This is a genomic window from Streptomyces sp. N50, assembly GCF_033335955.1.
GTDB lineage: Bacteria > Actinomycetota > Actinomycetes > Streptomycetales > Streptomycetaceae > Streptomyces.
This window is the reverse complement of record NZ_CP137549.1, coordinates 3,130,930-3,154,105: the sequence shown is the minus strand read 5'-3', so window position 1 is coordinate 3,154,105 and position 23,176 is coordinate 3,130,930. Positions and strand designations below refer to the sequence as shown.

19 protein-coding genes are annotated in these 23,176 nt (G+C 69.2%); 6 read left to right on the top strand and 13 right to left on the bottom strand.

Going from position 1 to position 23,176, the window contains the following annotated elements:
• Positions 1–203 precede the first annotated feature (203 nt).
• Together R2B38_RS13750 and R2B38_RS13745 are read left to right on the top strand one after the other, a co-directional pair.
• Positions 204–731: a universal stress protein gene (locus tag R2B38_RS13750; RefSeq protein ID WP_019065779.1), complete on the top strand. Its 528-nt coding sequence runs from the start codon at positions 204–206 to the stop codon at positions 729–731.
• Between the two features lie 120 nt (positions 732–851).
• Positions 852–1,415 carry a GPR1/FUN34/YaaH family transporter gene (locus tag R2B38_RS13745; RefSeq protein WP_318016492.1) on the top strand — a complete coding sequence of 188 codons (564 nt, stop codon included), beginning with the start codon at positions 852–854 and terminating at the stop codon, positions 1,413–1,415.
• Between the two features lie 123 nt (positions 1,416–1,538).
• Here R2B38_RS13745 and glmS read toward each other — a convergent pair whose 3' ends face one another.
• Positions 1,539–3,356, bottom strand: coding sequence for a glutamine--fructose-6-phosphate transaminase (isomerizing) (glmS, locus tag R2B38_RS13740; protein ID WP_318016491.1), 1,818 nt, complete (start codon positions 3,354–3,356; stop codon positions 1,539–1,541).
• Between the two features lie 14 nt (positions 3,357–3,370).
• Positions 3,371–3,628 (bottom strand): hypothetical protein, encoded by a 258-nt coding sequence (locus R2B38_RS13735; RefSeq protein WP_033283838.1) that lies wholly within the window; start codon positions 3,626–3,628, stop codon positions 3,371–3,373.
• 165 nt (positions 3,629–3,793) lie between these two features.
• Here R2B38_RS13735 and R2B38_RS13730 point away from each other — a divergent pair, with 165 nt between their 5' ends.
• Positions 3,794–5,368 (top strand): metallophosphoesterase family protein, encoded by a 1,575-nt coding sequence (locus R2B38_RS13730; RefSeq protein WP_318016490.1) that lies wholly within the window; start codon positions 3,794–3,796, stop codon positions 5,366–5,368.
• A 71-nt stretch (positions 5,369–5,439) separates the two neighbouring features.
• Here the strand turns inward: R2B38_RS13730 and R2B38_RS13725 are convergent, their stop codons facing one another.
• Positions 5,440–6,318, bottom strand: coding sequence for a DUF4429 domain-containing protein (locus tag R2B38_RS13725; RefSeq protein ID WP_318016489.1), 879 nt, complete (start codon positions 6,316–6,318; stop codon positions 5,440–5,442).
• Between the two features lie 106 nt (positions 6,319–6,424).
• Between R2B38_RS13725 and R2B38_RS13720 the strand changes: the two genes are divergently transcribed.
• Positions 6,425–8,014, top strand: coding sequence for a beta-N-acetylhexosaminidase (locus R2B38_RS13720; RefSeq protein WP_318021672.1), 1,590 nt, complete (start codon positions 6,425–6,427; stop codon positions 8,012–8,014).
• Between the two features lie 73 nt (positions 8,015–8,087).
• Here the strand turns inward: R2B38_RS13720 and R2B38_RS13715 are convergent, their stop codons facing one another.
• From R2B38_RS13715 to R2B38_RS13690, 6 genes are all read right to left on the bottom strand, one after another.
• Positions 8,088–9,866 carry an IucA/IucC family siderophore biosynthesis protein gene (locus R2B38_RS13715; RefSeq protein WP_318016488.1) on the bottom strand — a complete coding sequence of 593 codons (1,779 nt, stop codon included), beginning with the start codon at positions 9,864–9,866 and terminating at the stop codon, positions 8,088–8,090.
• A complete protein-coding gene (locus R2B38_RS13710) occupies positions 9,863–10,423 on the bottom strand; it encodes a GNAT family N-acetyltransferase (RefSeq protein ID WP_318016487.1) in 561 nt (186 codons plus the stop codon). The genes R2B38_RS13715 and R2B38_RS13710 overlap by 4 nt, the downstream gene beginning before the upstream one ends.
• Complete coding sequence (locus tag R2B38_RS13705) at positions 10,420–11,703, bottom strand: lysine N(6)-hydroxylase/L-ornithine N(5)-oxygenase family protein (protein ID WP_318016486.1); 1,284 nt, start codon at positions 11,701–11,703, stop codon at positions 10,420–10,422. Before R2B38_RS13705 ends, R2B38_RS13710 begins: the two co-directional genes overlap by 4 nt.
• Entirely contained in the window at positions 11,687–13,129 is a 1,443-nt protein-coding gene (gene desA / locus R2B38_RS13700) for a lysine decarboxylase DesA (protein WP_318016485.1), read from the bottom strand. Before desA ends, R2B38_RS13705 begins: the two co-directional genes overlap by 17 nt.
• A 152-nt stretch (positions 13,130–13,281) precedes the next feature.
• Positions 13,282–14,115: a siderophore-interacting protein gene (locus R2B38_RS13695; RefSeq protein ID WP_318016484.1), complete on the bottom strand. Its 834-nt coding sequence runs from the start codon at positions 14,113–14,115 to the stop codon at positions 13,282–13,284.
• A 133-nt stretch (positions 14,116–14,248) separates the two neighbouring features.
• Entirely contained in the window at positions 14,249–15,298 is a 1,050-nt protein-coding gene (locus tag R2B38_RS13690; protein ID WP_318016483.1) for an ABC transporter substrate-binding protein, read from the bottom strand.
• 256 nt (positions 15,299–15,554) lie between these two features.
• On the opposite strand from R2B38_RS13690, the gene R2B38_RS13685 reads away from it, so the two are divergent.
• Positions 15,555–16,676 (top strand): polyprenyl synthetase family protein, encoded by a 1,122-nt coding sequence (locus tag R2B38_RS13685; RefSeq protein WP_318016482.1) that lies wholly within the window; start codon positions 15,555–15,557, stop codon positions 16,674–16,676.
• Positions 16,673–17,344: a biliverdin-producing heme oxygenase gene (locus R2B38_RS13680; protein WP_318016481.1), complete on the top strand. Its 672-nt coding sequence runs from the start codon at positions 16,673–16,675 to the stop codon at positions 17,342–17,344. Before R2B38_RS13685 ends, R2B38_RS13680 begins: the two co-directional genes overlap by 4 nt.
• Here the strand turns inward: R2B38_RS13680 and R2B38_RS13675 are convergent.
• From R2B38_RS13675 to R2B38_RS13660, 4 genes are all read right to left on the bottom strand, one after another.
• Positions 17,334–18,494: an acyl-CoA dehydrogenase family protein gene (locus R2B38_RS13675; RefSeq protein ID WP_033283850.1), complete on the bottom strand. Its 1,161-nt coding sequence runs from the start codon at positions 18,492–18,494 to the stop codon at positions 17,334–17,336. The genes R2B38_RS13680 and R2B38_RS13675 overlap by 11 nt on opposite strands.
• Positions 18,495–18,500: 6 nt before the next feature.
• Entirely contained in the window at positions 18,501–19,439 is a 939-nt protein-coding gene (locus R2B38_RS13670) for a hydroxymethylglutaryl-CoA lyase (protein WP_318016480.1), read from the bottom strand.
• Between the two features lie 53 nt (positions 19,440–19,492).
• On the bottom strand, positions 19,493–21,481 hold the full coding sequence (locus tag R2B38_RS13665) for an acetyl/propionyl/methylcrotonyl-CoA carboxylase subunit alpha (protein WP_318021671.1): 1,989 nt from the start codon (positions 21,479–21,481) through the stop codon (positions 19,493–19,495).
• Positions 21,482–21,558: 77 nt separating this feature from the next.
• Positions 21,559–23,175, bottom strand: a complete 1,617-nt coding sequence (locus R2B38_RS13660) for a carboxyl transferase domain-containing protein (protein WP_318016479.1) — start codon at positions 23,173–23,175, stop codon at positions 21,559–21,561.
• Position 23,176: the final 1 nt, after the last annotated feature.

Genomic DNA, 23,176 nt, shown 5'->3' with positions numbered 1-23,176 from the left:
CAGCAACCATTGCGTTACGGGCGCCCCCTCGTGCATGCTCCGGGGAACTCCGCCGGAGCGTGTGCGGGATATGGGCTAAGGAGGACTGGCGCCGTACCCTGGGGGGTATGGGGTTGGGAAGATGATTCCCGGACACAGCTCCGGACACAGCTCCGCCGCACACTGTTGTCCCCTCCCAAGAGGATCAAAAAGCCGAGACACCCATGGCCGGTCACGAATCTTTCGAACCAGCGGACCGCAAGCGCCCCGTCGCCGATCCCACGGCGGCCGAGCCCCTGGCGGCGGAACAGCCACGTCATTCCTGCGATCCAGCCTTCAAGCACGGAGTGGTCGTCGGCTTCGACGGCTCCACGTCCAGTGAGCGTGCCCTCGCCTACGCGATCGGCATGGCCCATCGCTCGGGCTCGGGCCTGGTCATCGTGCATGTCGCCAACCGGCTGCCCACCACGGTGTGGGCGGGCTGCGAGCCACCGGTCTTCGTCGATGTGCCGGACCACCGCACCGAGGTGCTGGGTCTGGAGCTGGCGTGCGCCGAGTACTTGGCGGAAGTGCCCTGGATCCTTGTCGAGCGTGGCGGCGACATCTGCCATGAACTCGAAGAGGTGGGGCGGGAGTACGAGGCGGACGCGATCGTCGTGGGCTCGACCCACGGGATCGTCGGGCGCATCTTCGGGTCCGTCGCGGGGCGGCTCGCGAAGCGGGCGCAGCGGCCTGTCGTCGTCATCCCGTAAGTCGTAGGTCCAACTCGGCGGTCGGCTCCGAATTCCCTGTTGTGCAGAGGTGTTTGTGTCCTTGTGAAGGGCATATATCGGTCACACCGCACAAACGCACATGCATGAAGGGAGCCCGCCGTGGACAATGACGTCTCTGCGGGAAGCACCACCTCGATCGTCGGCCGACTCGCCCTGGGAATCACCCTGTTGGCCTTCGGGCTCGGGTACACGAACGTCATCAACGGGGTCTCTACAGCTGACGCCGTGTCAATCGCCCACTACGTGGGCGGAGTTGCCCTCTTCCTCGTCGGACTGCTCGCGTTCCGCGACGGCGACACGGCTACCGGTACGGCGTTCACCGCGTTCGGCGCGCTCTGGTTCACCTGGGCCGTGTCCGCGGGGGGCTCCGCCTCGGACAACGCGGCGGGGCTGTTCCTGGTCCTGTTCGCCCTCGTCGCCCTCTCCGTGGCGCTCGCGGGTGGGGACCAACTCACCCAGGGGACATACGGGTTGTTCTTCGTCTCCCTCGTGCTGCTCGCCATCGCGCAGTTCGCCGGTAACGACGGGCTGAGCAAGGTTGGTGGGTGGTTCGGTGTCGCTGCGGGGGCTGTTGCCTGGTATTCGGCGACGGCGGCGTTGGCTCACTGGCCGACGGTTCTCCCTCGACGGGCGGCTGGGCGGGGCGTGACGGCCACCAGCTGACCGGTAACAGGAAGGCCCCCCGCGTGTATGAGGCACACGTGGGGGGCCGTTCTGTTTCGTTGGCCTCTGCGGCCGGTGGGGGCTGGTCGCGCAGTTCCCCGCGCCCCTAAAGACAAAAGACGGCTACTCGACCGTGACTGACTTCGCGAGGTTCCTGGGCTTGTCGATGTCCCGGCCGAGCGCCAACGCCGTGTGGTACGCGAGGAGTTGGAGCGGGATGCCCATCAGGATCGGGTCCAACTCGTCCTCGTTCTTCGGGACGACGATCGTCTGGTCGGCCTTTTCCTGGTGCTGGTGGGCCACCGCGAGGATGCGGCCGCTGCGGGCCTTGATCTCCTCCAGGGCGGCGCGGTTCTTCTCCAGGAGGTCGTCGTCGGGGACGATCGCGACCGTGGGGAGGGCCGGCTCGATGAGGGCGAGGGGGCCGTGCTTCAACTCCGAGGCGGGGTAGGCCTCGGCGTGGATGTACGAGACCTCCTTGAGCTTCAGGGAGGCCTCGCGGGCCACCGGGTAGCCGCGGACCCGGCCGATGAAGAGCATCGAGTGGGCCTCGGCGTACTCGGCCGCCAGCTTCTTGATCTCCTCCTCCTGGTCCAGGATCTCGGTGATCTGGGCCGGGAGCTTGCGCAGGCCCTCGATGATGCGCTTGCCGTCGCGGACCGAGAGGTCCCGGGTGCGGCCGAGGTGGAGCGCCAACAGGGCGAACGCCACTGTGGTGTTGGTGAAGCACTTGGTCGAGACGACGCAGACCTCGGGGCCCGCGTGCACGTACATGCCGCCGTCCGCCTCGCGCGCGATCGCCGAGCCGACGACGTTCACCACGCCGAGGACGCGGGCGCCCTTGCGCTTCAGCTCCTGGACGGCGGCGAGGACGTCGTAGGTCTCGCCCGACTGGGAGACCGCGATGTAGAGGGTGTCGGGGTCGACCACCGCGTTGCGGTACCGGAATTCGGAGGCCGGCTCGGCGTCCGCGGGGATGCGGGCCAGCTCCTCGATCATCTGGGCGCCGATCATGCCCGCGTGGTACGAGGTGCCGCAGCCGAGGATCTTCACGCGGCGGATCTGCCGGGCCTCGCGGGCGTCCAGGTTCAGGCCGCCGAGGTGCACGGTGGAGAAGCGGTCGTCGATGCGGCCGCGCAGCACGCGGTCCACCGCGTCGGCCTGCTCGAAGATCTCCTTGTGCATGTAGGTGTCGTGGCCGCCCATGTCGTAGGAGGCGGCCTCCCACTCGACGGTGGTGGGCTCGGACGTGGTGCGGGTGCCCTCGGTCGTGTATGTCCGGAAGTCGTCGGCCTTGAGGGTGGCCATCTCGCCGTCGTCCAGGGTCACTATCTGGCGCGTGTGAGTGACGAGTGCGGCGATGTCCGAGGCTACGAACATCTCCTTCTCGCCGATCCCGAGGACCACCGGGGAGCCGTTTCGAGCCACCACGATGCGGTCGGGGAAGTCGGCGTGCAGGACGGCGATGCCGTACGTCCCCTCGATCACCCGGAGGGCGTCGCGGACCTTGTCCTCCAGCTTCTCCTGCTGCGAGCGGGCGACGAGGTGGGTGAGGACCTCGGTGTCGGTCTCGGAGAGGAACTCGACGCCGTCCGCCTCCAGCTTCTTCCGGAGGTCGGACGCGTTGTCGATGATGCCGTTGTGGACGACGGCGACCTTGCTGTCCGCCGACATGTGCGGGTGGGCGTTCACGTCGGAGGGGGCGCCGTGCGTGGCCCAGCGGGTGTGGGCGATTCCGGTGGTGCCCTTGAAGCGTGCCGGGACCTTGGCCTCCAGGTCACGGACCCGGCCCTTGGCCTTGACCATCTTCAGGCCGGCCGTCTTCGGGGTCGTCACGACGATGCCCGCCGAGTCGTAGCCGCGGTACTCCAGCCGCTGCAGGCCCTCCAGCAGAAGGGGAGCAACGTCACGCCTGCCGATGTATCCGACGATTCCGCACATATGTATAGGTATTCCTAGCCGTAGACGATGCGGCGCAGCTGCCTGAGCGTGAGCTCCGGTGGTGCGACCGCCCGGTATTTCAGGTCCGCCTCGATCCGGTCGAAGATCGTCGCGTTGACCAGGCCCTGGGCCTGGAGCTCGCGGTGGCGGCGACGGACGTACTCCTCGGTCGTCTCGTCGAAGTAGGCGAGCACGTCCTGGATCACCCGCAGTGCCTCGCCCCGGTTGAGGGGGGAGGAGCGCGTCAGATGATCAACGAGTTCGTCGTGCACCCGGTTGATCCTGGGGTACCGGGGGAAGCTTTGCAAGAATCCTGCCCGATATCGGGCAACGGGCTGTTGAAAGTCTTATGGGGCTCTGTTCGTAAGCTGTCCATCCTGTGTCTTGCGCGCCGTTGCCCATGTCGACGAGTTTCAGACGCCATGGACATTCCTCGTATGGGCGTACCCGCGGAGCTCGCAGAGCGTATGAGCATGGCGGAGCAGCACGAGTACCTGCGCGCGAGATTCTCGCGGCGCACGATGATCAGGGGCGGTGCCGTCACGCTCGGCGCCGTCGCGGGTGGCGTGTTCGTACCGGGCGGCATAGCCCAGGCGGCCGTCCCCACCCAGGCCACCACCAAGACCACCCCGGCCACGGAGTCGGTGGACGGGGCCCTCGTCTCCCCGTTCGGCCGGCACCTCGCCTTCGGCAACGACCCGAGCACGGAGGTGACGGTCTCCTGGCAGGTCCCGACCAACGTCAAGAAACCGTTCGTCCGGATCGGCGCGCACCCCTGGGACCTCTCCCACAAGATCGAGGCCGAGGTGCGCTCGCTGTACACCCCGGCGGGCGTCGGCGCGAGCGGTGACCACACCCAGTACTACCTGCACGCCAAGCTGACCCACCTGCGCCCGGGCAAGACGTACTACTACGGCGTCGGCCACGCGGGCTTCGACCCGGCCGAGGCCCACCTGCTCGGCACGCTGGGCACCTTCACCACCGCCCCCGACCGCGCCGTGCCGTTCACCTTCACCGCCTTCGGCGACGAGGGCGTCGGCTACCACGGCCTGGCCAACAACAGCCTCCTGCTGGGCCAGAACCCGTCCTTCCACCTGCACGCCGGCGACATCTGCTACGCCGACCCGGCGGGCGCCGGCCAGACCGCCGACGCCGGTTTCGACTCGCGCACCTGGGACCTGTTCCTCGCGCAGACCGAGTCGGTCGCCAAGTCCGTGCCGTGGATGCCCGCCTACGGCAACCACGACATGGAGGCCTGGTACTCGCCCAACGGCTACGGCGGCGAGGACGCCCGCTGGAACCTGCCGGACAACGGCCCCGACAAGAAGAACCTGCCGGGCGTCTACTCCTTCGTCTACGGCAACACGGCGGTCATCTCGCTGGACGCCAACGACGTGTCCTTCGAGATCCCGGCCAACCTCGGCATCTCCGGCGGCACCCAGACCAAGTGGCTGGAGGCGCAGCTCAAGAAGTACCGCGCGTCCAAGGACATCGACTTCGTGGTGATCTTCTTCCACCACTGCGCGTACTGCACCTCGACCGCGCACTCCTCGGAGGGGGGAGTGCGCAACGAGTGGGTGCCGCTGTTCGAGAAGTACACGGTGGACCTGGTCATCAACGGCCACAACCACCAGTACGAGCGCACCGACGTCATCAAGAAGAACGCGGTCGTCAAGAAGCTGCCGATCGGCGGCACGGCGTACCCGGAGACCGAGGGTGTCGTCTACGTGACGGCGGGCGCGGCCGGCCGCAGCCTGTACGCGTTCTCCGCCCCGGACTCCTACGAGGGCCACGTCGCCGACCTCGACTCGGTCGCCGCCTTCGTCAACACCAAGGACGGCAAGGTCAACGAGACGGTCGCGTGGTCGCGCGTCCGCTACCTCAACTACTCGTTCCTGCGCGTCGACGTCCAGCCCGCCCACAAGGGCCGCACCGCGACCCTGACGGTCCGCGGCATCGCCGAGACCGGCGCCGAGATCGACCGCTTCACGGTGGCCCGCAAGGCCAAGTAGCCCTGAGCTAGACCGAGTTACGCCCGGAAGGCAGGGCGCCACTCATCCCGCAGGCGGTCCTCCCCGGATGGTCACATCCGTTTGAGGACCGCCTGTTTGGCCATGGCGAACTCCTCGTCCGTGAGCACCCCGTCCCGGTGCAGCTCCCCGAGTTCCCGCAGCCGCCGCAGCAGCGCGTCATGGCCGTCCTCCGCGGCGGCCGCCAACTGCCGTACGGGCTCGGGCTGTTCAGGCCGTACGTCCGTCTCGGCGGCCGGGTGCGGGAGGCGGGCCTGTACGGCCGCGGCGACCAGGGCCATCAGCGGGTCCTTCTTGAAGCCCCACAGTTCAACGGAGTTGGGGTCGTACTTGGGCGGTGCCTTGGTCGGCGCGTTGCGCACCGAGAAGCGGATGTAGCCGTTCTCCAGACCGGCCGACGGGCGCCACTCCACGCCGACGAGGTCCGTGACGGCGAGCGTGCGGGCACCGGCCGCCGACTTGGCGTCCTCGGTCTTCCAGTTCCACTCCAGCCGTACGCGCTCGCCGTCGAAGCTCGCCGTGCCGTCCCCGGCGGACACCGACAGCGGTACGGCGGGGCCCGGCAGCAGGTACGCGTCCACCGGGTCGGCCGGTACCTGGTCGAGCAGCAGGGCGCTGCGGACCTCGTCCACGAAGTACTCGGCGACCCCGTACCGGTCCGACTCGACCGGGAGTTGGTAGGGGTCGTCGCCCTCGGTGAGGCGGCCGCCGGTGGCGTGCAGCAGCGGGTCGGCGCCGTCGCGCAGCCGCAGTCTCAGCCGCCCCGACTTACGGCCCTGCTCGAAGGAGACGCCCGCCAACGCGCCCAGGGGGACGACGAGTTCACCCAGGGTCTTGCGGAACAGGCCGACGTTCTTGTCCCGTCCTGGAGTCAGCCGCAGGGCGTCGCCGTCGAAGATCCAGGTGCCGTCCTTCTGGATGATTTCCGCCATAGGAGGGATTCTTCCACCGGTCAGGCGACAGAATGGTCTGTACCTGTCCGGGCTCAAAGGAAGTTCCAGGGAACTTCAAAGGAAGGGACCGCTCGTGAGACGCCTTGTGAGACAGCGCCACAGAACGACCCGCCTCCTCGGTTCGCTGCTGCTCGTCGCCGCCGCGAGCGTGTCCGTCGTCGGCGCCGCACCGCCCACCGCGCCCGCCGCCGCCACCCCGCTGGGCCGAGTTGTCCCGGCACCCGCCAAGGTCACCCCTGCCGGGCATCCGTACCGGATCACGAGCGCCACCCGGATCCGCGTCGACGACACCCGTGAGTCACGCCGGATCGGCGCGTACCTCGCGGGCATCCTGCGCCCCTCCACCGGCTACCGGCTGCCCATCACCTCGCACGGCGAGGGCGGCATCCAACTCCGCCTGGCCAAGGGTGCGTTCGGCGCCGAGGGCTACCGGCTCGTCAGTGGTGCCTCGGGGGTGACCATCACCGCGAGCAGACCCGCAGGCCTCTTCCACGGTGTGCAGACCCTGCGCCAACTCCTGCCCGCCGCAGTGGAGAAGAAGTCGGTGCAGCGCGGCCCCTGGCAGATCGCGGGCGGCACGATCGAGGACTCCCCGCGCTACGCCTACCGCGGTGCGATGCTCGACGTCTCCCGGCACTTCTTCACCGTCGCCCAGGTCAAGCACTACATCGACGAGTTGGCGCTCTACAAGATCAACACCCTGCATCTGCACCTCAGCGACGACCAGGGCTGGCGCATCGCCGTCAACTCCTGGCCCCGCCTGGCGACTTACGGCGGCTCGACCGAGGTCGGCGGCGGCGCGGGCGGCTATTACACGAAGGACGACTACAAGGAGATCGTCCGCTACGCCTCCTCGCGCTTCCTGGAAGTAGTCCCCGAGATCGACATGCCGGGCCACACCAACGCGGCCCTCGCCTCCTACGCCGACCTGAACTGCGACGGCGTCGCGCCCCCGCTCTACACGGGCACGGACGTCGGCTTCAGCTCGCTGTGCGTCGGCAAGGACCTCACGTACCGCTTCGTGGACGACGTGATCCGTGAGCTGGCCGCGCTCACTCCGGGCCGCTATCTCCACATCGGGGGAGACGAGGCGCACTCCACCAGCCATGAGGACTACGTCAAGTTCATGGACCGGGTGCAGCCCATCGTCACCAAGTACGGCAAGACGGTGATCGCCTGGCACCAGATCACCGGCGCCCACCCGGTGAAGGGCGCCCTCGCCCAGTACTGGGGCCTCGACGACACCGACGCCGCCGAGAAGGCGCAGGTCGCCGAGGCCGCGAAGAACGGCACCGGGCTGATCCTCTCGCCCGCCGACCGGGTCTACCTCGACATGAAGTACACCGAGGACACCCCGCTCGGCCAGGACTGGGCGGGGCTCGTCGAGGTCAAGCGGTCCTACGACTGGAACCCGGGCAACTACCTTGCCGGGGTGCCGAGTTCGGCGATCCGGGGGGTCGAGGCACCGCTGTGGTCGGAGACCATCGTGACCGACGCCAATATCCAGTACATGGCCTTCCCTCGGCTGCCGGGCGTGGCCGAGCTGGGCTGGTCGCCGGCCTCGACGCACGACTGGGACACGTACAAGGTGCGGCTCGCGGCACAGGCCCCGCGCTGGGACGCGCTGGGGATCGACTACTACCGGTCGCCCCAAGTTCCTTGGCCCGCGAAGTAGTTGACGAGGCGTGAGGTGAAGAAGGCGGGCACCCCGGGGGACCGTACCCCGGGGTGCCCGCCTGCTCTGTGGGTCAGAACCCGGCGATGGGGTTCTTCAGGGTGCCGACGAGCTGGAGCGCGCCGGCCGGGTCCGCCAGGTCCACCATCTGCTTGTTGTTGCGCAGCTGGAGACGGTTGAGGCAGGACAGCGAGAACTCGGGCGCGAACATGTCGTACTGCCGGAACTTGTCGGCGAGTTCGGGTGTCGTGTCCTGGTACTCGCGGGTGACGTCCGCGACCGTACGCCAGAAGTCGTCCTCCTCCAGGACTCCCTCGGCGGCCAGGTTGGCGGCGAGGAAGCGGAAGAAGCAGTCGAAGACGTCGGTGAAGATCGAGAGCAGTTTCTTGTCCTCGGGGACCTCGACCCGCAGCCGCTCGACCGTCGGCGGCAGTACCGCGTCGGGGTCCATGACGGCGATCTCCTCGGCGATGTCCTTGTAGATCGCGCGCTCGACGACACCGTCCTTGAGGACGAGGATGACGTTCTCGCCGTGTGGCATGAACACCAGGTCGTAGGCGTAGAAGCTGTGCAGCAACGGGGTGAAGTACGCCCGCAGATACCGCCGCAGCCACTCCACCGGCGTCAGCCCCGACCGCTCGATCAGCGCGCCGGCGAAGGACGCGCCCTCGTGGTCCAGGTGCACCAGCGAGGCCATCGTCGCGAGGGACTCGCCGTCCTGGAGCGAGGAGACCGGGCTCTCGCGCCACAGCGCGGCGAGCATCTTGCGGTACGGCGAGTAGCGGTCGGTCGCGGCCTCGTACTCCAGGTGCCGGTAGCCGACGGCCGCCTGCTCACGGATGATCGACAGGCTGGTGGACTTCAACACCGGGTCGTTCTCGATGAGTTGGGCGAGCCAGTCGTTGATCGCCGGGGTCGCCTCCATGTAGGCGGCCGACAGTCCGCGCATGAAGCCCATGTTGATGACGGACAGGGCCGTCTTCACGTAGTGCTTCTCGGGGTTGGACTTGTTGAAGAAGGTCCGGATGGACTGCTGGGCGAGGTACTCGTCGTCGCCCTCGCCGAGGCACACGAGGTGGCCGCGGGCGATCTCGGCGGCGAACGTGACGCTGAGCTTGTTCCACCACTGCCAGGGGTGGACGGGGATGAGGAGGTAGTCGTCGGGGTCGAGACCCCGGTCGACGAGGGTCAGCCCGAACCGCTCGACGGTCTCGGCGCCCAACTCCCGCCGCATGAACGACTCGTACTCGATGCCGACGCCCGCCGTGAAGGCGGCCCGGGAGCGGTGCGCGGCCAGCCACACCAGCCGGACCGGGCTCGCGGTCTCGGGGGCGTACGCGAGGTACTCGTGGATGCCGAAGCCGAGGCGGCCGTTGTTGGCGACGAAGCAGGGGTGGCCCTCGGTCATCCCCGTCTCGATCGCCTGGAAGTCGCTCTTCACCAGCTCGGCGACCGGGATCTGCGGCTTGGTGAGCTTGTAGCAGGTGCCGGAGAGGGTGGAGGAGATCTCCTCCAGGTAGACCGGCAGGATCTCCTCGGTCAGCCCGAGCGCCTGCTTCAGCTCGATGAAGAAGTCCAGGGCGGCGAGGGGGAGTTCGGCGCCGTCGCGGTGACGGGTGATCGAGTCGGCGTCGACCTGCCAGTGGTCGAGGGCGTGCCGGGTGGCGGCGAACCGGTAGCGGGTCAGCCCGTCGTCGCTGCGGACGACGTACAAGTCGCCGTCCTGCTCGGCGAGTTCGGGGGTGATGAGCCGCTCGTGCGCGAACTCGGCGAGGGCCTTGCGGATCAGGAGGCGGTTGGCCCTCTCCCAGCGTTCGGGGGAGAGATGGGCCACGGCGTCGGCGAGGCTCATGCGGACACCGCCGTAGCCGCTGTCGCCGTCACGAACTGTTCCCGTGTGCAGAAGCTCAACAAGGCTTTCTTCTCCGGCTTTTGGATCTCACGCTCGGGCACGAACCCGACCGCCTCGTTCAGGGCGTGGACGGCGGTGTTGGACACGTCCGGTTCCACGACGACCCGTGCGACGGCCGGGTCCTCGAAGAGGCGGGCCAGCACGGCGGTGATCACCGCACGGGTGAAGCCGTGCACGGGCGCCTCGGTGGCCGGCGTCAGGAAGTGCATGCCGACGTCACCGGGCAACGGCTCGTACAGGCCCACCAGTTCGCGATGACGGGGGTCGTAGTACTCCATGAGGAAGGCGGGAACGCCGTCCTGGAGCCCGAGCAACGCGTGCTGGTGCTCGTCGGCCGCGATCTCCATGTACGCGCGCTCGACGTCCTCCAGTTTCGCGTCCTGCATCATCCAGAACGCGGCCTTGGGGTGCGTGAGCCACCGGTGCAGCAACTCGGCGTCCTGGAGCGGGTCGAGGGGCCGGAAGGTGAAGGTGCCTGTTTTGGTGAGGGTGCTCATACGGCGAACTCCTGGAACGCGATGGTCTGTTCGACCGGGTAGTACTCGGTGCCGAGCAGCTCACGGATGATGTACGAGTTGCGGTACGCGCCCATGCCCAGGTCCGGTGACGTGATGCTGTGCGCGTGGACACCGGCGTTCTGCAGGAAGACGCCCCGGCCCGTGGTGTCGATCGAGTAGTTGCGCGCGATGTCGAAGTTGCCCCGCGAGTCGTAGCGCAGCCGCTCGTGGACGGGCTTGAGGAACTCCGGCTCGGCGTACTTGTAGCCGGTGGCGAGGATCAGACCCTGGGAGCGCAGGGTGTAGTCCTTCTCCTGCTCCTCCTGGCGCAGCCCCAGCTCGTACACGCCGTCGCGGTAAGTGGCGCTGTTCAGCGAGGAGTTGGTGAGCAGCCGGGTGGGGACGGGCCCGCCGACCTTCTTCTGGTAGAGCAGGTCGAAGATCTCGTTGACGAGGTCGCCGTCGATGCCCTTGAACAGGCCCTTCTGCTCGGCCGTGAGGCGGTAGCGGGTCTGCTCCGGCAGGGCGTGGAAGTAGTCGATGTACTCCGGGGAGGTCATCTCCAGCGTGAGTTTCGTGTACTCCAGCGGGAAGAAGCGCGGCGAGCGCGTCACCCAGTTCAACTCGTAGCCGTGGACGTCGATTTCACTGAGCAGGTCGTAGTAGATCTCGGCGGCGGACTGCCCGCTGCCGACCAGCGTGATCGACTCCTTGGCCTGCAACTCCGCTTTGTGCCGCACGTAACGGGAGTTGTGGATGAAGTCGCCGCCCAGGCCTGCGACGGCCTCTGGGAGATAGGGAGGGGTGCCGGTGCCGAGGACGAGGTGCCGGGCGCGGTACACGTCACCGGCCTCGGTGTGGACGACGTAGACCTCGGCACCGTCCTCGTACGCGACTTCGGTGACCGTCGTGCTGAAGCGCACGTTGGTGAGCTTGCCTGCGGCCCAGCGGCAGTAGTCGTCGTACTCGACGCGCAGCGGGTAGAAGTTCTCGCGGATGTAGAAGGGGTACAGACGCCCCTTCTCCTTCAGGTAGTTGAGGAAGGAGTACGGCGAGGTCGGGTCGGCGAGGGTGACCAGGTCCGACATGAACGGGGTCTGGAGATGGGCGCCGTCGAGGAACATGCCGGCGTGCCACTCGAAGTCGGGCTTCGAGTCCAGGAAGACGCCGTCGAGTTCGGCGATGGGCTCGGTGAGGCAGGCGAGGCCGAGGTTGAAGGGTCCGAGCCCGATGCCCACGAAGTCGTAGGTCTTGGTTGCGGGTTCAGGATGCGCGGTCAAGGGACTCTCCCAGGTACTGCTCGGCGTGGCCGGCGATCAGGTCGAGGACGGCGGCGATGTCGTCGGCCGTCGTCTCGGGGTTGAGCAGGGTGAACTTCAGGTAGTGGCGGCCCGCGACCTTGGTGCCCGCGACCACCGCGTCACCGGAGGCGAACAGGGCCTTGCGGGCATACAGGTTGGCGCGGTCGATCTCGGCCGGGTCGGTGACGGCGGCGGGGATGTAGCGGTAGACGAGGGTGGAGAGCGAGGGCGCGACCACGACGTCGAAGCGCGGGTCGGCGGCCAGCAGCTTCCACCCCTCCTCCGCCAAGTCGCAGACCTCGTCGAAGAGTTGGCCGATGCCGTCGGCGCCCATCACGCGCAGCGTCATCCACAGCTTGAGCGCGTCGAAGCGGCGGGTGGTCTGGAGGGACTTGTCGACCTGGTTGGGGATGCGCTCCTGCACCGCGCGGCGCGGGTTGAGGTACTCCGCGTGGTAGGTCGCGTGGCGCAGGGTGTCGGCGTCGCGGACCAGCAGGGCGGACGAACTCACCGGCTGGAAGAAGGACTTGTGGTAGTCCACGGTGACCGAGTCGGCGCGCTCGATGCCGTCGATCCGGCTCCGGTGCTTCAGCGAGGCGAGCAGCCCGCACCCGTAGGCCGCGTCGACGTGCATCCACACCCCGAACTGCTCGCACAGGGCGGCGATTTCGGGCAGCGGATCGATGGAGCCGAAGTCGGTGGTGCCGGCGGTGGCGACGACGGCCATGGGCACGAGCCCGGCGCTCTTGCAGCGCTCCAACTCACGGGCGAGGGCGACGGTCTGCATCCGCTTGTCGGCGCCGACGGGTATCGACACGACGGAGTCCTGCCCGAGGCCGAGCAGTTTCGCGGACTTCTTCACGCTGAAGTGGCTCACTTCGGAGGCGAAGATACGCAGCTTGGCGAGACTGTCGGTCTTCGCTTCCTCACGGGCCAGCAGCAGCGCCTGGAGGTTGGACTGGCTGCCGCCGGAGGTGAACACCCCGTCCGCGTGCGGGCCGAGGCCGATCCGCTCGTTCGTCCAGTCGATCAGTTTCCGCTCGATGAGGGTGCCGCCGGCCGACTGGTCCCAGGTGTCCAGGGAGGAGTTGACGGCGGAGAGCACCGCCTCGCCGAGCACGGCCGGGATGACGACCGGGCAGTTGAGGTGGGCGAGGTAGCGGGGGTGGTGGAAGTAGATCGCGTCACGCAGATAGACCTCGTCCAGCTCGTCCAGCACCGCGGTGGTGTCGTGCAGCGGGCGGTCGAGGTCGATGCGGTCGATGAGGGGGGAGAGGGCGTCGACCGTGACGCCGGTGAACGGCCGTTCGGTGGTGGCGAGTTTGGCCGCCACCCGCTCCACGCCTTGAGTCACGGAGCGGCGATAGTGCTCCGCAGTCGTGTCATTGAGCAGGTGCGAGCGCATGTGGGGGTCCTCCGGTGGGGAAGTCCGTGCGGGACAGGTGAGCGGCGGGGTTCCGCAACATCAACTTAGGTAAGCCTAACCTAACTTAACGTCCATGAAACCCGCCGCTCCCGTGACAGCCGTCACTCACGCCCCAGCTGCCCCGCGCACCGTTACTCGGCGTCGCGCAACTGCTCCTCGCTGAGCCCCTGTCGCCAGTACCCGACGAAGGTCACCCGCCGCCGGTCGAACCCCCGCTCACCCACGAAGTGCCGCCGCAACGCCTTCACTTGACCGGACTCGCCCGCGATCCACACGTACGGCCGCTCGGCAGGCGGGAGTTGGGTATCCCGAAGGGCGCCGAGGGCCATGGGGGACCCCTCGACGCCCTGGCTCTCCCGCACCAGCCAGGTCACCTCGGCATCGGCGTCGGTGGCCAAGTCCTGGATGTCCCCGGGGTGTTGGACTTCGAGCCACACCCGCGCGCGAATGCCGGCCGGCAGGCTTTCGAGGATGGCGGACGCGGCCGGTACGGCGGTCTCGTCCCCCCACAGGACGACGAGATCGGCATCTTCCGGCGGCCGGAACCGGATCGCGCGATTGTCCGCGATCGCGGGTCCGAGCAGCACGACCCGATCACCGGCGGAGGAGAGGGAGGCCCAACGTGAAGCGGGCCCGGCGGGCTCGTGCAGCACGAAGTCGATGTCGATCTCGTCGGGGTCGCGGCGCAGGGCGCGGAGCGTGTACGACCGCATCACGGCCCGTACGTCGTCCGGCAGTTCACGCCACCCCTGCCACCACCCGTCGCCGAGTTCATACGGCACAGCGGGCTCCAACTGGCCCGGCTGCGGGAGGAACAACGACAGGGACTGATCACACCCGTCGGAGAAGAAGTACGCCAGATCGTCCCCGCCGAAGGTCACCCGGACCAGAGACGGCCCGAGCCGCTCCGTCCGCACAACCTGGAGGGAAAAGAAGCGGAACGGGGCGGCAACAGCCGTAGTCACGGGGCAACTCCTCATCGCAGGTCAAGGCCAACCCCCTAGGGGCGCGGGGCTGTATCGATGTGCGGCTCCACCGCGTGGGCGCGACCAGCCACAACCGGCCCGCAGCTCCCCACAAAGCGCAACCACCCCTAAATCAACTGACCTTCTTCGCGCTCTCGATCGCCTTCGCGAGATCCTCAAGCAACGGCGCACACTTGGCGTAAGACAGAATCGGCTCAGGGTTACGCGCGATGACCTGCCCCGCCTTCACAGCCGGCAGCTTCTTCCACGTGCCCTCAGTGATGTCCGCGGGCTGAATCGCCGACGTCCGGTTGTCCATCATGATGATGTCCGCCCCGTACTTGTCCACGTTCTCCCAGCTCAGATTCTCGAACCACCCACCACTCGCCTTGAGCGCGGCAGCGGACGGCTCGACGAAGTTCACGCCGAGAGCCTTGTAGTACTCGAGGTCGGCGGAGAGGTTGGACCCGGAGACGTAGAAGATGTCCTGGCTCGCGGACCCGGCGAGCACCTTGATGTCCGGCTTGGCCTTGGCCGCGGCCCGCAGCCGGGCGGCCGCGTCCTCGAACCGCTTCTTCGCCGCGGTGATCGTAGAGGAACTCGTGTCCGCGCCAAGGGACTTGGCGAGCTCCAGCATCCGCCCGAGCGGCGTCGGCAGCTGGATGTCGTACACCGAGATACCGACGGTCGGCGCCCCCACTGCGAGGATCTTCTTCTTCGACTCCTCCGGGACGTACCAGAGCGTGCCGGCCGAGTCGAACATCGTGGTGATGAGGACGTCGGGGGAGAGGGCCGCGTACTTCTCGATGTTGAACTGGCCCCACTCGTTGCCGATGATGGTGACCTTGCTGATGTCGAGGTCGCCGGCCTGCACGTCGGCCTTGCCGTTCTTCAGCTTGGTCGGACCGAAGACGCCCTTGGACTCGATGCCGTAGTCGTGCAGCGCGGCGGCGACACCGATGAACGAGACGATGTTCGCCGGGGTCTTGTCGGCCTTCGCGGTGGTGCCGCGGTCGTCCTTGAAGGTCCAGGGGCCGGACTTGGCGGCCGCCGTCTCCTTGTCCGAGCCACCGCTTTTCGCGTCGTCGTCGCCGCAGGCCGCGAGCGCGGCACCGAGGCCGAGGGCGCCGCCCGCGGCGAGGAGGCCGCGGCGGGAGAGGTGAGTGGCACGGGCGTTGGACATGTGTGGCTGCTTTCGAACAGGGCGGGAGCGCCCGCCGGACAATTCGAAGGTAGGTTAGCCTAACCTCACTATCTGTCCAGTGGGCGGGGTTGCCGCCGCCCGGGTCTGTACGCGCCCTGTGCCTGTCCTGTGCCGGGCTTATCGGCCCATGTCCTAGGCGATTTGGCTTTCAACCGCCTTGTCTCGTCCGGCTGTTGTGATCACGCTCCTTCTACGGGGATCTGCGCACTGTTGTTCGGTCGTCTGCGGAGGTGGAGTGGCAACCACGATGGATGTGACGGACGTGGAAGCGGTGGTCCGGAGCGACGCGGCCCTGCTGGAGGACGACCTGGCCGAGTTCCTCGACGCGCTGACCGCCCCGGCGCGGGCGGCGGTCTCCGTCTACGACACGGCCCTGCGCCGCGCCCTGTACGAACCGGTCGCCGACGCGCTCGGGTCGAAAGTGGGCCAGCAGGCGCTGCCCCCCACGGCCGGGGCACCCGGCGGCCGGGCCCCGCTGCGGCCCTCGATGGTGTACTGGGCGTACCGCAACTACCGGGGGTTCCCCGGGGAACCGGAGAGCACCGCCGACGACCTCGCGGTGATCCGCCGCACGGCAGTTGCCGTAAGGATTCTGCTGAAGGCCGCGGTCGCCCTCGACGACATCCAGGACGGCAGCGACGTCCGCTACGGCGAACCCGCCCTCCACGCCACTCACGGCACCCCGCTCGCCCTCAACACCGGCACCTGGCTGATCATGTCCGCGCTCCGGCACGCGGCCGACCCCGCCGTGGTGGACAGCCTGGTGCGCTCGGTCGGCAGCGGCTTCACCGGGCAGGCCGTCGACATGTCCTCGCGTACGGCGCTCACGCGCGCCGAGTTGCTGGCCGCGCCGCGCGCCACCCGGGTCGACTTCTGGGAGTCGACGGCCGCGCTGAAGACCGGAACCCTGTTCTGGATGCCGCTCGACGCGGCGGTCGCGGGACTGCGCGTGGTCAAGGACGACCGGCTCGCCCTGGACGGCGCGATGCGTCAACTGGGCCTCGCCAGCCAGCTGTTCAACGACCTGACCGACTTCGTGCCCGAGTTCGGCGGCGCCAACACCCACGAGGACTTCGACGGCCTGGGCAACCGGGTCTTCCTGGAACTCCTCGACGAGGACGGCGGCACACCGCCCGCCGAGGACTTCAAACCGTACGTTCTCGGTCACCCCAAACTGGAGGGCACGCTCCTCGCGCTCGCCGAGGAGGCCGTGGCCCTCAAGCGTGCCGCGAAGGACGCCGTGCACGGCGTGTGCCGCTCCGAGCGCAGCGCCGCCTACTTCGATGTGACGATCGAACGCAAGGGCCACCTCATCGACCGTCTGCTCGCGGCGGTCCGGCAGCGGAGCGGCGTATGACGGACACGGGTACCGACACGGACGTGAGTACGGCGACCCAGCGTCTGAGGAACGGCACCCGCGCCTGGCACGAGGCCCTGGAACGCACGGGGTTCGCCACCGCGATGCTTGCCGGGACCCTGCCGCTGGACCGCTACGTCGGCCAACTCGCCGCGTACCGGGTGGTGTTGGAGGCGCTGGAAGCCGAACTCACCCGCACCACCTGCCCGTCGGTCACCTCGGTGTGGTCGCCCGACCTCGTCAAGCTCCCCCTCGTCGAACGCGACCTGCACCACTTCGCCGCCCGGGGCACGACCCCCGAACCCGGCCCGGCCGCCCAGGAGTTCGCCGAGGAGATCCGCCGCACCGCCGCGACCGAACCCCGCGAACTCCTTGGCATCCTCTACGTGTTGGAGGGCTCCACCCTCGGCGCGATGTTCCTGTGCCGGTACGTCACCGAGGCGTACCGGCTCACGGACGGGAACGGCGCCGCGTACTACGGCAGCGGCGACCGCACCCGCTGGGCGGCCTTCGCCGAGCGCCTCGACCGCGCGCTCGGCGAACCAGCCGTACAGGAACGGGTGTTGGCCGCCGCCGAACGGGCCTACCGTCATATCGCCCTGATCTCGGGGGAGTTGTCGGTGGGGCTGGACGGTCCGGCGCCCGTCTGGCGTGCTCTCAGCCCGTGAGGCCCAACTCGCGGGCGATCAGCATCCGTTGGACCTCGCTGGTGCCCTCGCCGATCTCCAGGATCTTGGAGTCGCGCCACATGCGGGCCACCGGGTACTCGTTCATGAAGCCGTAGCCGCCGTGCACCTGGGTGGCGTCGCGGGCGTTGTCCACGGCGATCGTGGAGGAGTACAGCTTGGCGAGGGCGGCCTCCTTCTTGAAGGGCTCGCCGGCGACCAGGCGGGAGGCCGCGTCGCGCCAGGAGAGCCGTGAGGTGTGGGCCTTCATCTCCATGTCGGCGATCTTGAACTGGATGGCCTGGTTGGCGCCGATCGGCCGCCCGAACGCGTGCCGTTCCTTGGCGTACTTCACCGACTCGTCGACACAGCCCTGCGCGAGACCGGTGGCCAGCGCGGCGATGGCGATCCGGCCCTCGTCGAGGATGCGCAGGAACTGGGCGTAGCCGCGGCCGAGTTCACCCAGCAGGTTCGCCGCCGGGACCCGGACGTCCGCGAAGGACAGCTCGCGGGTGTCGGAGGCGTTCCAGCCGACCTTCGAGTACGGCGCCGCGACCGTGAAGCCGGGGGTCCCGGACGGCACGATGATCGCGGAGATCAGCGGCTTGCCGTCGGGCTTGCGGCCGGTCACCGCGGTGACCGTCACCAGACCGGTGATGTCCGTACCGGAGTTGGTGATGAAGCACTTCGAACCGTTGATCACCCACTCGTCGGTGTCCGGGTCCAGGCGGGCCGTCGTCCGGGTCGCGCCCGCGTCGGATCCGCCGTCCGGCTCGGTCAGCCCGAAGGCGCCGAGGATCTCGCCGGAGCAGAGCCGGGGCAGCCACTCGGCCTTCTGGGCGTCGGTGCCGAAGAGATGGATCGGCATCGCGCCCAGCGACACCCCGGCCTCCAGGGTGATCGCGACCGACGAGTCGACCCGGGCCAGCTCCTCAAGGACCAGGCCGAGCGCGAGATAGTCGCCGCCCATCCCGCCGTACTCCTCGGGGAACGGCAGTCCGAACAGGCCCATGCGGCCCATCTCGCGGACGATCTCGTACGGGAACTCGTGCCGCTCGTAGAAGTCGCCGATCTTCGGCGCGACGACGTCGTGCGCGAACTCCTCGACGGTACGGCGGAGTTCTTCCAGTTCGGGGGAGAGACGGTGGTCCATGGCGGGTCACTGCTCCTTGTGGGGCTGTGGTGTCTTGCCGAGTGCTCGGACGGTGCGGGACGGGCTGGGTCGGCCCAGTTGTTCGGCCATCCACACGCTGGTGGCGGTGAGACGGGCGAGGTCGACTCCGGAGTCGATGCCGAGACCCTGGAGCATCCACACGAGGTCTTCGGTGGCGAGGTTGCCGGTGGCGGACTTGGCGAACGGGCAGCCGCCGAGGCCGCCCGCGGAGGCGTCCACGGTGGTGACGCCGTGCTGCAGGGCGGCCAGGGTGTTGGAGAGGGCCTGGCCGTAGGTGTCGTGGAAGTGCACGCCCAACACGTCGGTGGGGACGTGCTGTTCGTTGAGCGCGGCCAGAAGTTCCAGCACATGCCCGGGAGTCGCCACGCCGATCGTGTCGCCGAGGCTCAGCTCGTCGCAGCCCATGTCGACCAACGCCCGGCAGACACGCACCACTTGGGCGATGGGGACCGCGCCCTCCCAGGGGTCGCCGAAGCACATGGAGACGTAGCCGCGCACATGGGCGCCCTCGTCCTTGGCGCGGGCCACGACCGGGGCGAACACGGCCAGCGACTCGTCCACCGTGCGGTTGAGGTTGGCCTTGGCGAAGGACTCGGTGGCGCTGGCGAAGACGGCGACACGGGTCGCCTTCAGGGCCAGGGCCCGGTCGAGCCCGCGGGCGTTCGGCACGAGGACGGGGAGACGCACGCCCGGCAGATCCCGCACGAGCGGGAACAGCTGCTCCGCGTCGGCCAGTTGGGGCACCCATTTGGGGTGGACGAAGCTCGTCGCCTCGATCGTGGTCAGCCCCGCGTCGGCCAGCCGCCGCACGAACTCGGCCTTCACCTCCGTGGGCACGGTCGCCTTCTCGTTCTGCAGCCCGTCCCGCGCGCCCACCTCGTGGATACGCACCCGGGCGGGCAGATCGGGTGCCGGTACGACCATCGGGAGTGCCGCTGGTCCGTTTGTCCCTGCCCCGTTTGTCCCTGCTCCGGTTGTCACTGGTCCTCCTCCACGGGGGTGACGACCGCCAGCACCTGGTCCATGGCGACCGTCGCGCCCGGCGTCACATCGAGTTCGGCGACGGTGCCGGCGTGCGGCGCGGAGACGACGTGCTCCATCTTCATCGCCTCGACCACCAACAGGCTCTGTCCCGCGGTCACTTGATCCCCCACGGCGACCTTCACCACGGTCACCGTCCCCGGCATCGGCGCGGTCAGCGAACCCGCACCGGACCGGTCGGCCCCGCTGAGCGAGGCGGCCACCGGATCGTGGTCCCGCACCTGCCACGCGTCCCCGTCCCGGCCCAGCCAGGTGCCGTCCGGCAGGGCGGTGAAGGTGTGGACGAGTCCGTCGAGCCGCAGGACGAACCGGCCGTCGGGCCCGGCCCAGCCGGACCCGCCGAGCGGCTTCTCGGCGCCGTCCGGCAGCAGTTCGGTCCCGCCCTCGGGTGTGCGGCGGACGCGCACGGTCACCGGGTCGTGGCCCGGTACCTGGAGCGGGTGCGCCGTCCAGGCCCGCTCCCCGCCCAGCCGCCAGCCGTCCGTGGCGGCGAACGGGTCGGCCCAGCCGGAGCCCCGCCCGGGCGCGAGCGCCGCGTGCCGCAGCAGCGCCGCCGCCGCGTAGACCTCCACCGGTACCTCGCCGGGCACCAGCCCGTCCGCCTCCCGCTCGACGAGCCCGGTGTCCAACTCGCCCGCCACGACCGCCGGATGGGCCAGCAGCCGCCGTAGGAAACCGGCGTTCGTCGGCACGCCCAGCGTCACCGTGTCCGCGAGGGCGGCGCGGAGCTTCCTGAGCGCGGTCGCGCGGTCGGGGCCGTAGGCGATGACCTTGGAGAGCATCGGGTCGTAGAGGCTGCCGACCTCGGTGCCTTCGGAGAGGCCGGAGTCGGTGCGGATGCCGTCGCCCTGGGGTTCGTGGAGCCGGATCACCGTGCCGCCGGAGGGGAGGAAGCCTCTGGCCGGGTCCTCCGCGCAGATGCGCGCCTCCACCGCGTGTCCGGTGAGCGTGATGTCGTCCTGCGCGAAGGGCAGTCGCTCGCCCGCCGCCACCCGCAGCTGCCACTCCACCAGGTCGAGGCCGGTGACCAACTCCGTGACCGGGTGCTCCACTTGGAGGCGGGTGTTCATCTCCATGAAGTAGTACGACGACGGGTCGTTGCCGGGGACGATGAACTCGACGGTGCCCGCGCCCGCGTACCCGCACGAGCGGGCCGCCTGGACCGCCGCCTCGCCCATCGCCACGCGCGTGGCCTCGTCCAGGAGGACGCTCGGGGCCTCCTCGACGACCTTCTGGTGGCGGCGCTGCAAGGAGCACTCGCGTTCGCCGAGGTGGACGACGTTGCCGTGGCCGTCGGCCAGGACCTGGATCTCGATGTGGCGGGGGCGGTCGACCCAGCGCTCGACCAGGAGGGTGTCGTCGCCGAAGGAGGCGCGGGCCTCGCGGCGGGCGGCGGCGATCTCCTCCTCCAGGAGGGTGAGGTCGCGGACCAGGCGCATGCCCTTGCCGCCACCGCCGGCCGACGGCTTGAGGAGCACGGGTGCGCCCAACTCGTGCGCTGCCTTGGCGAGTTCGGGATCGCGGCCGCCGGGGACGACCGGAACGCCGGCCGCCTCCACGGTCTCCTTGGCGCGGATCTTGTCGCCCATGAGGGCGATCGCGTCGGCCGGGGGACCGATGAAGACGAGCCCGGCGTCGGCGCACGCGCGCGCGAAGGCCGCGTTCTCGGCGAGGAAGCCGTAGCCCGGGTGCACGGCCTGCGCGCCGGAGCGGGCCGCCGCCTCCAGGAGCCGCTCCACCGACAGGTAGCTCTCGGCGGCCGGTGCCGGACCGAGCCGTACCGCCGTGTCGGCCTCGCGGACGTGCCGGGCGTCCGCGTCGGCGTCGGAGAAGACGGCCACGGAGCGCACGCCGAGGGAGCGCAGGGTGCGGATCACGCGGACCGCGATCTCGCCCCGGTTGGCCACGAGGACCGTGTCGAACATCGCGGGTACCTCGGGTGTCTGGGGTGTCTCGGGCGTCTCGGGAATCTCGAACGTGTCGACCATCTCGGGCACCCTCATCACATCCGGAAGACGCCGAACTGGGGGTCTCCCAGGGGCGCGTTGGCACAGGCGGTCAGGGCGAGACCCAGCACCTGGCGGGTCTCCGTCGGGTCGATGACCCCGTCGTCCCAGAGCCGGGCGGTGGCGTAGTAGGCGTTGCCCTGGCGCTCGTACTGCTGCCGGATCGGGTCCTTGAAGGCGTCCTCGTCCTCGGCGGGCCACTCCTCCCCGCGCCCCTCCAACTGGTCCCGCTTCACCGTCGCGAGGACCGACGCGGCCTGTTCGCCGCCCATCACGGAGATCTTGGCGCCGGGCCACATCCACAGGAAGCGGGGGGAGTAGGCCCGGCCGCACATCGAATAGTTGCCCGCGCCGTACGAGCCGCCGACCACCACCGTCAGCTTCGGCACGCGCGCGCAGGCGACGGCGGTGACCATCTTGGCGCCGTGCTTGGCGATGCCGCCCGCCTCGTAGTCCTTGCCGACCATGAACCCCGAGATGTTCTGGAGGAACACCAGGGGGATGCCGCGCTGGTCGCACAGCTCGATGAAGTGGGCGCCCTTCTGGGCGGATTCGGAGAACAGGATGCCGTTGTTGGCGACGATGCCGACCGGGTGACCATGGATGCGCGCGAAGCCGGTGACCAGGGTCTGCCCGAACTCGGCCTTGAACTCGGCGAACCGCGAGCCGTCGACCACGCGCGCGATGATCTCCCGTACGTCGTAGGGGGTACGGGAGTCGACGGGGACGGCGCCGTAGATCCCGTACGGGTCGACCTTGGGTTCCACCGACTCGGTGACCTCCCAGGGGAGGGCCCCGCGCGCGGGGAGCGTGGCGGCGATGGTCCGGACGATCCGCAGGGCGTGCGCGTCGTCCTCCGCGAGGTGGTCGGTGACGCCCGACACGCGTGCGTGGACGTCGCCCCCGCCCAGCTCCTCGGCGGTGACGACCTCACCGGTGGCGGCCTTCACGAGGGGCGGACCGCCGAGGAAGATCGTCCCCTGATTCCGGACGATGACGGCTTCGTCGCTCATGGCGGGCACGTAAGCCCCACCGGCGGTACAGGACCCCAGCACAGCGGCGATCTGCGGAATCCCGGCCCCCGACATCCGGGCCTGGTTGAAGAAGATCCGCCCGAAGTGGTCCCGGTCCGGGAACACCTCGTCCTGCATGGGCAGGAAGGCGCCTCCGGAGTCGACGAGATAGATACAGGGGAGGCGGTTCTCGAGGGCGATCTCCTGGGCGCGCAGATGCTTCTTCACGGTCATCGGGTAGTAGGTCCCGCCCTTGACCGTGGCGTCGTTCGCGACGATCACGCACTCGCGCCCGCTCACCCGCCCGATGCCGGCGATGACACCGGCGGCCGGGGCGGCCCCGTCGTACATCCCGTCGGCGGCGAGGGGAGCCAGCTCCAGGAAGGGCGAGCCGGGGTCGAGCAGCGTGTCCACGCGGTCACGGGGGAGCAGCTTGCCGCGCGCGGTGTGCCGTGCCCGGGCCCGCTCACCACCACCGAGCCGGGCCGCGGCCAGCTTCTGGCGCAGCTCCTCGCCCAGCGCGCGGTGCGCCGCCTCGTTGGCCCGCCACGCCTCCGACGCGGGGTCCGCCGCGCTCGTCAGCTCCGGTGCCTCATGCATT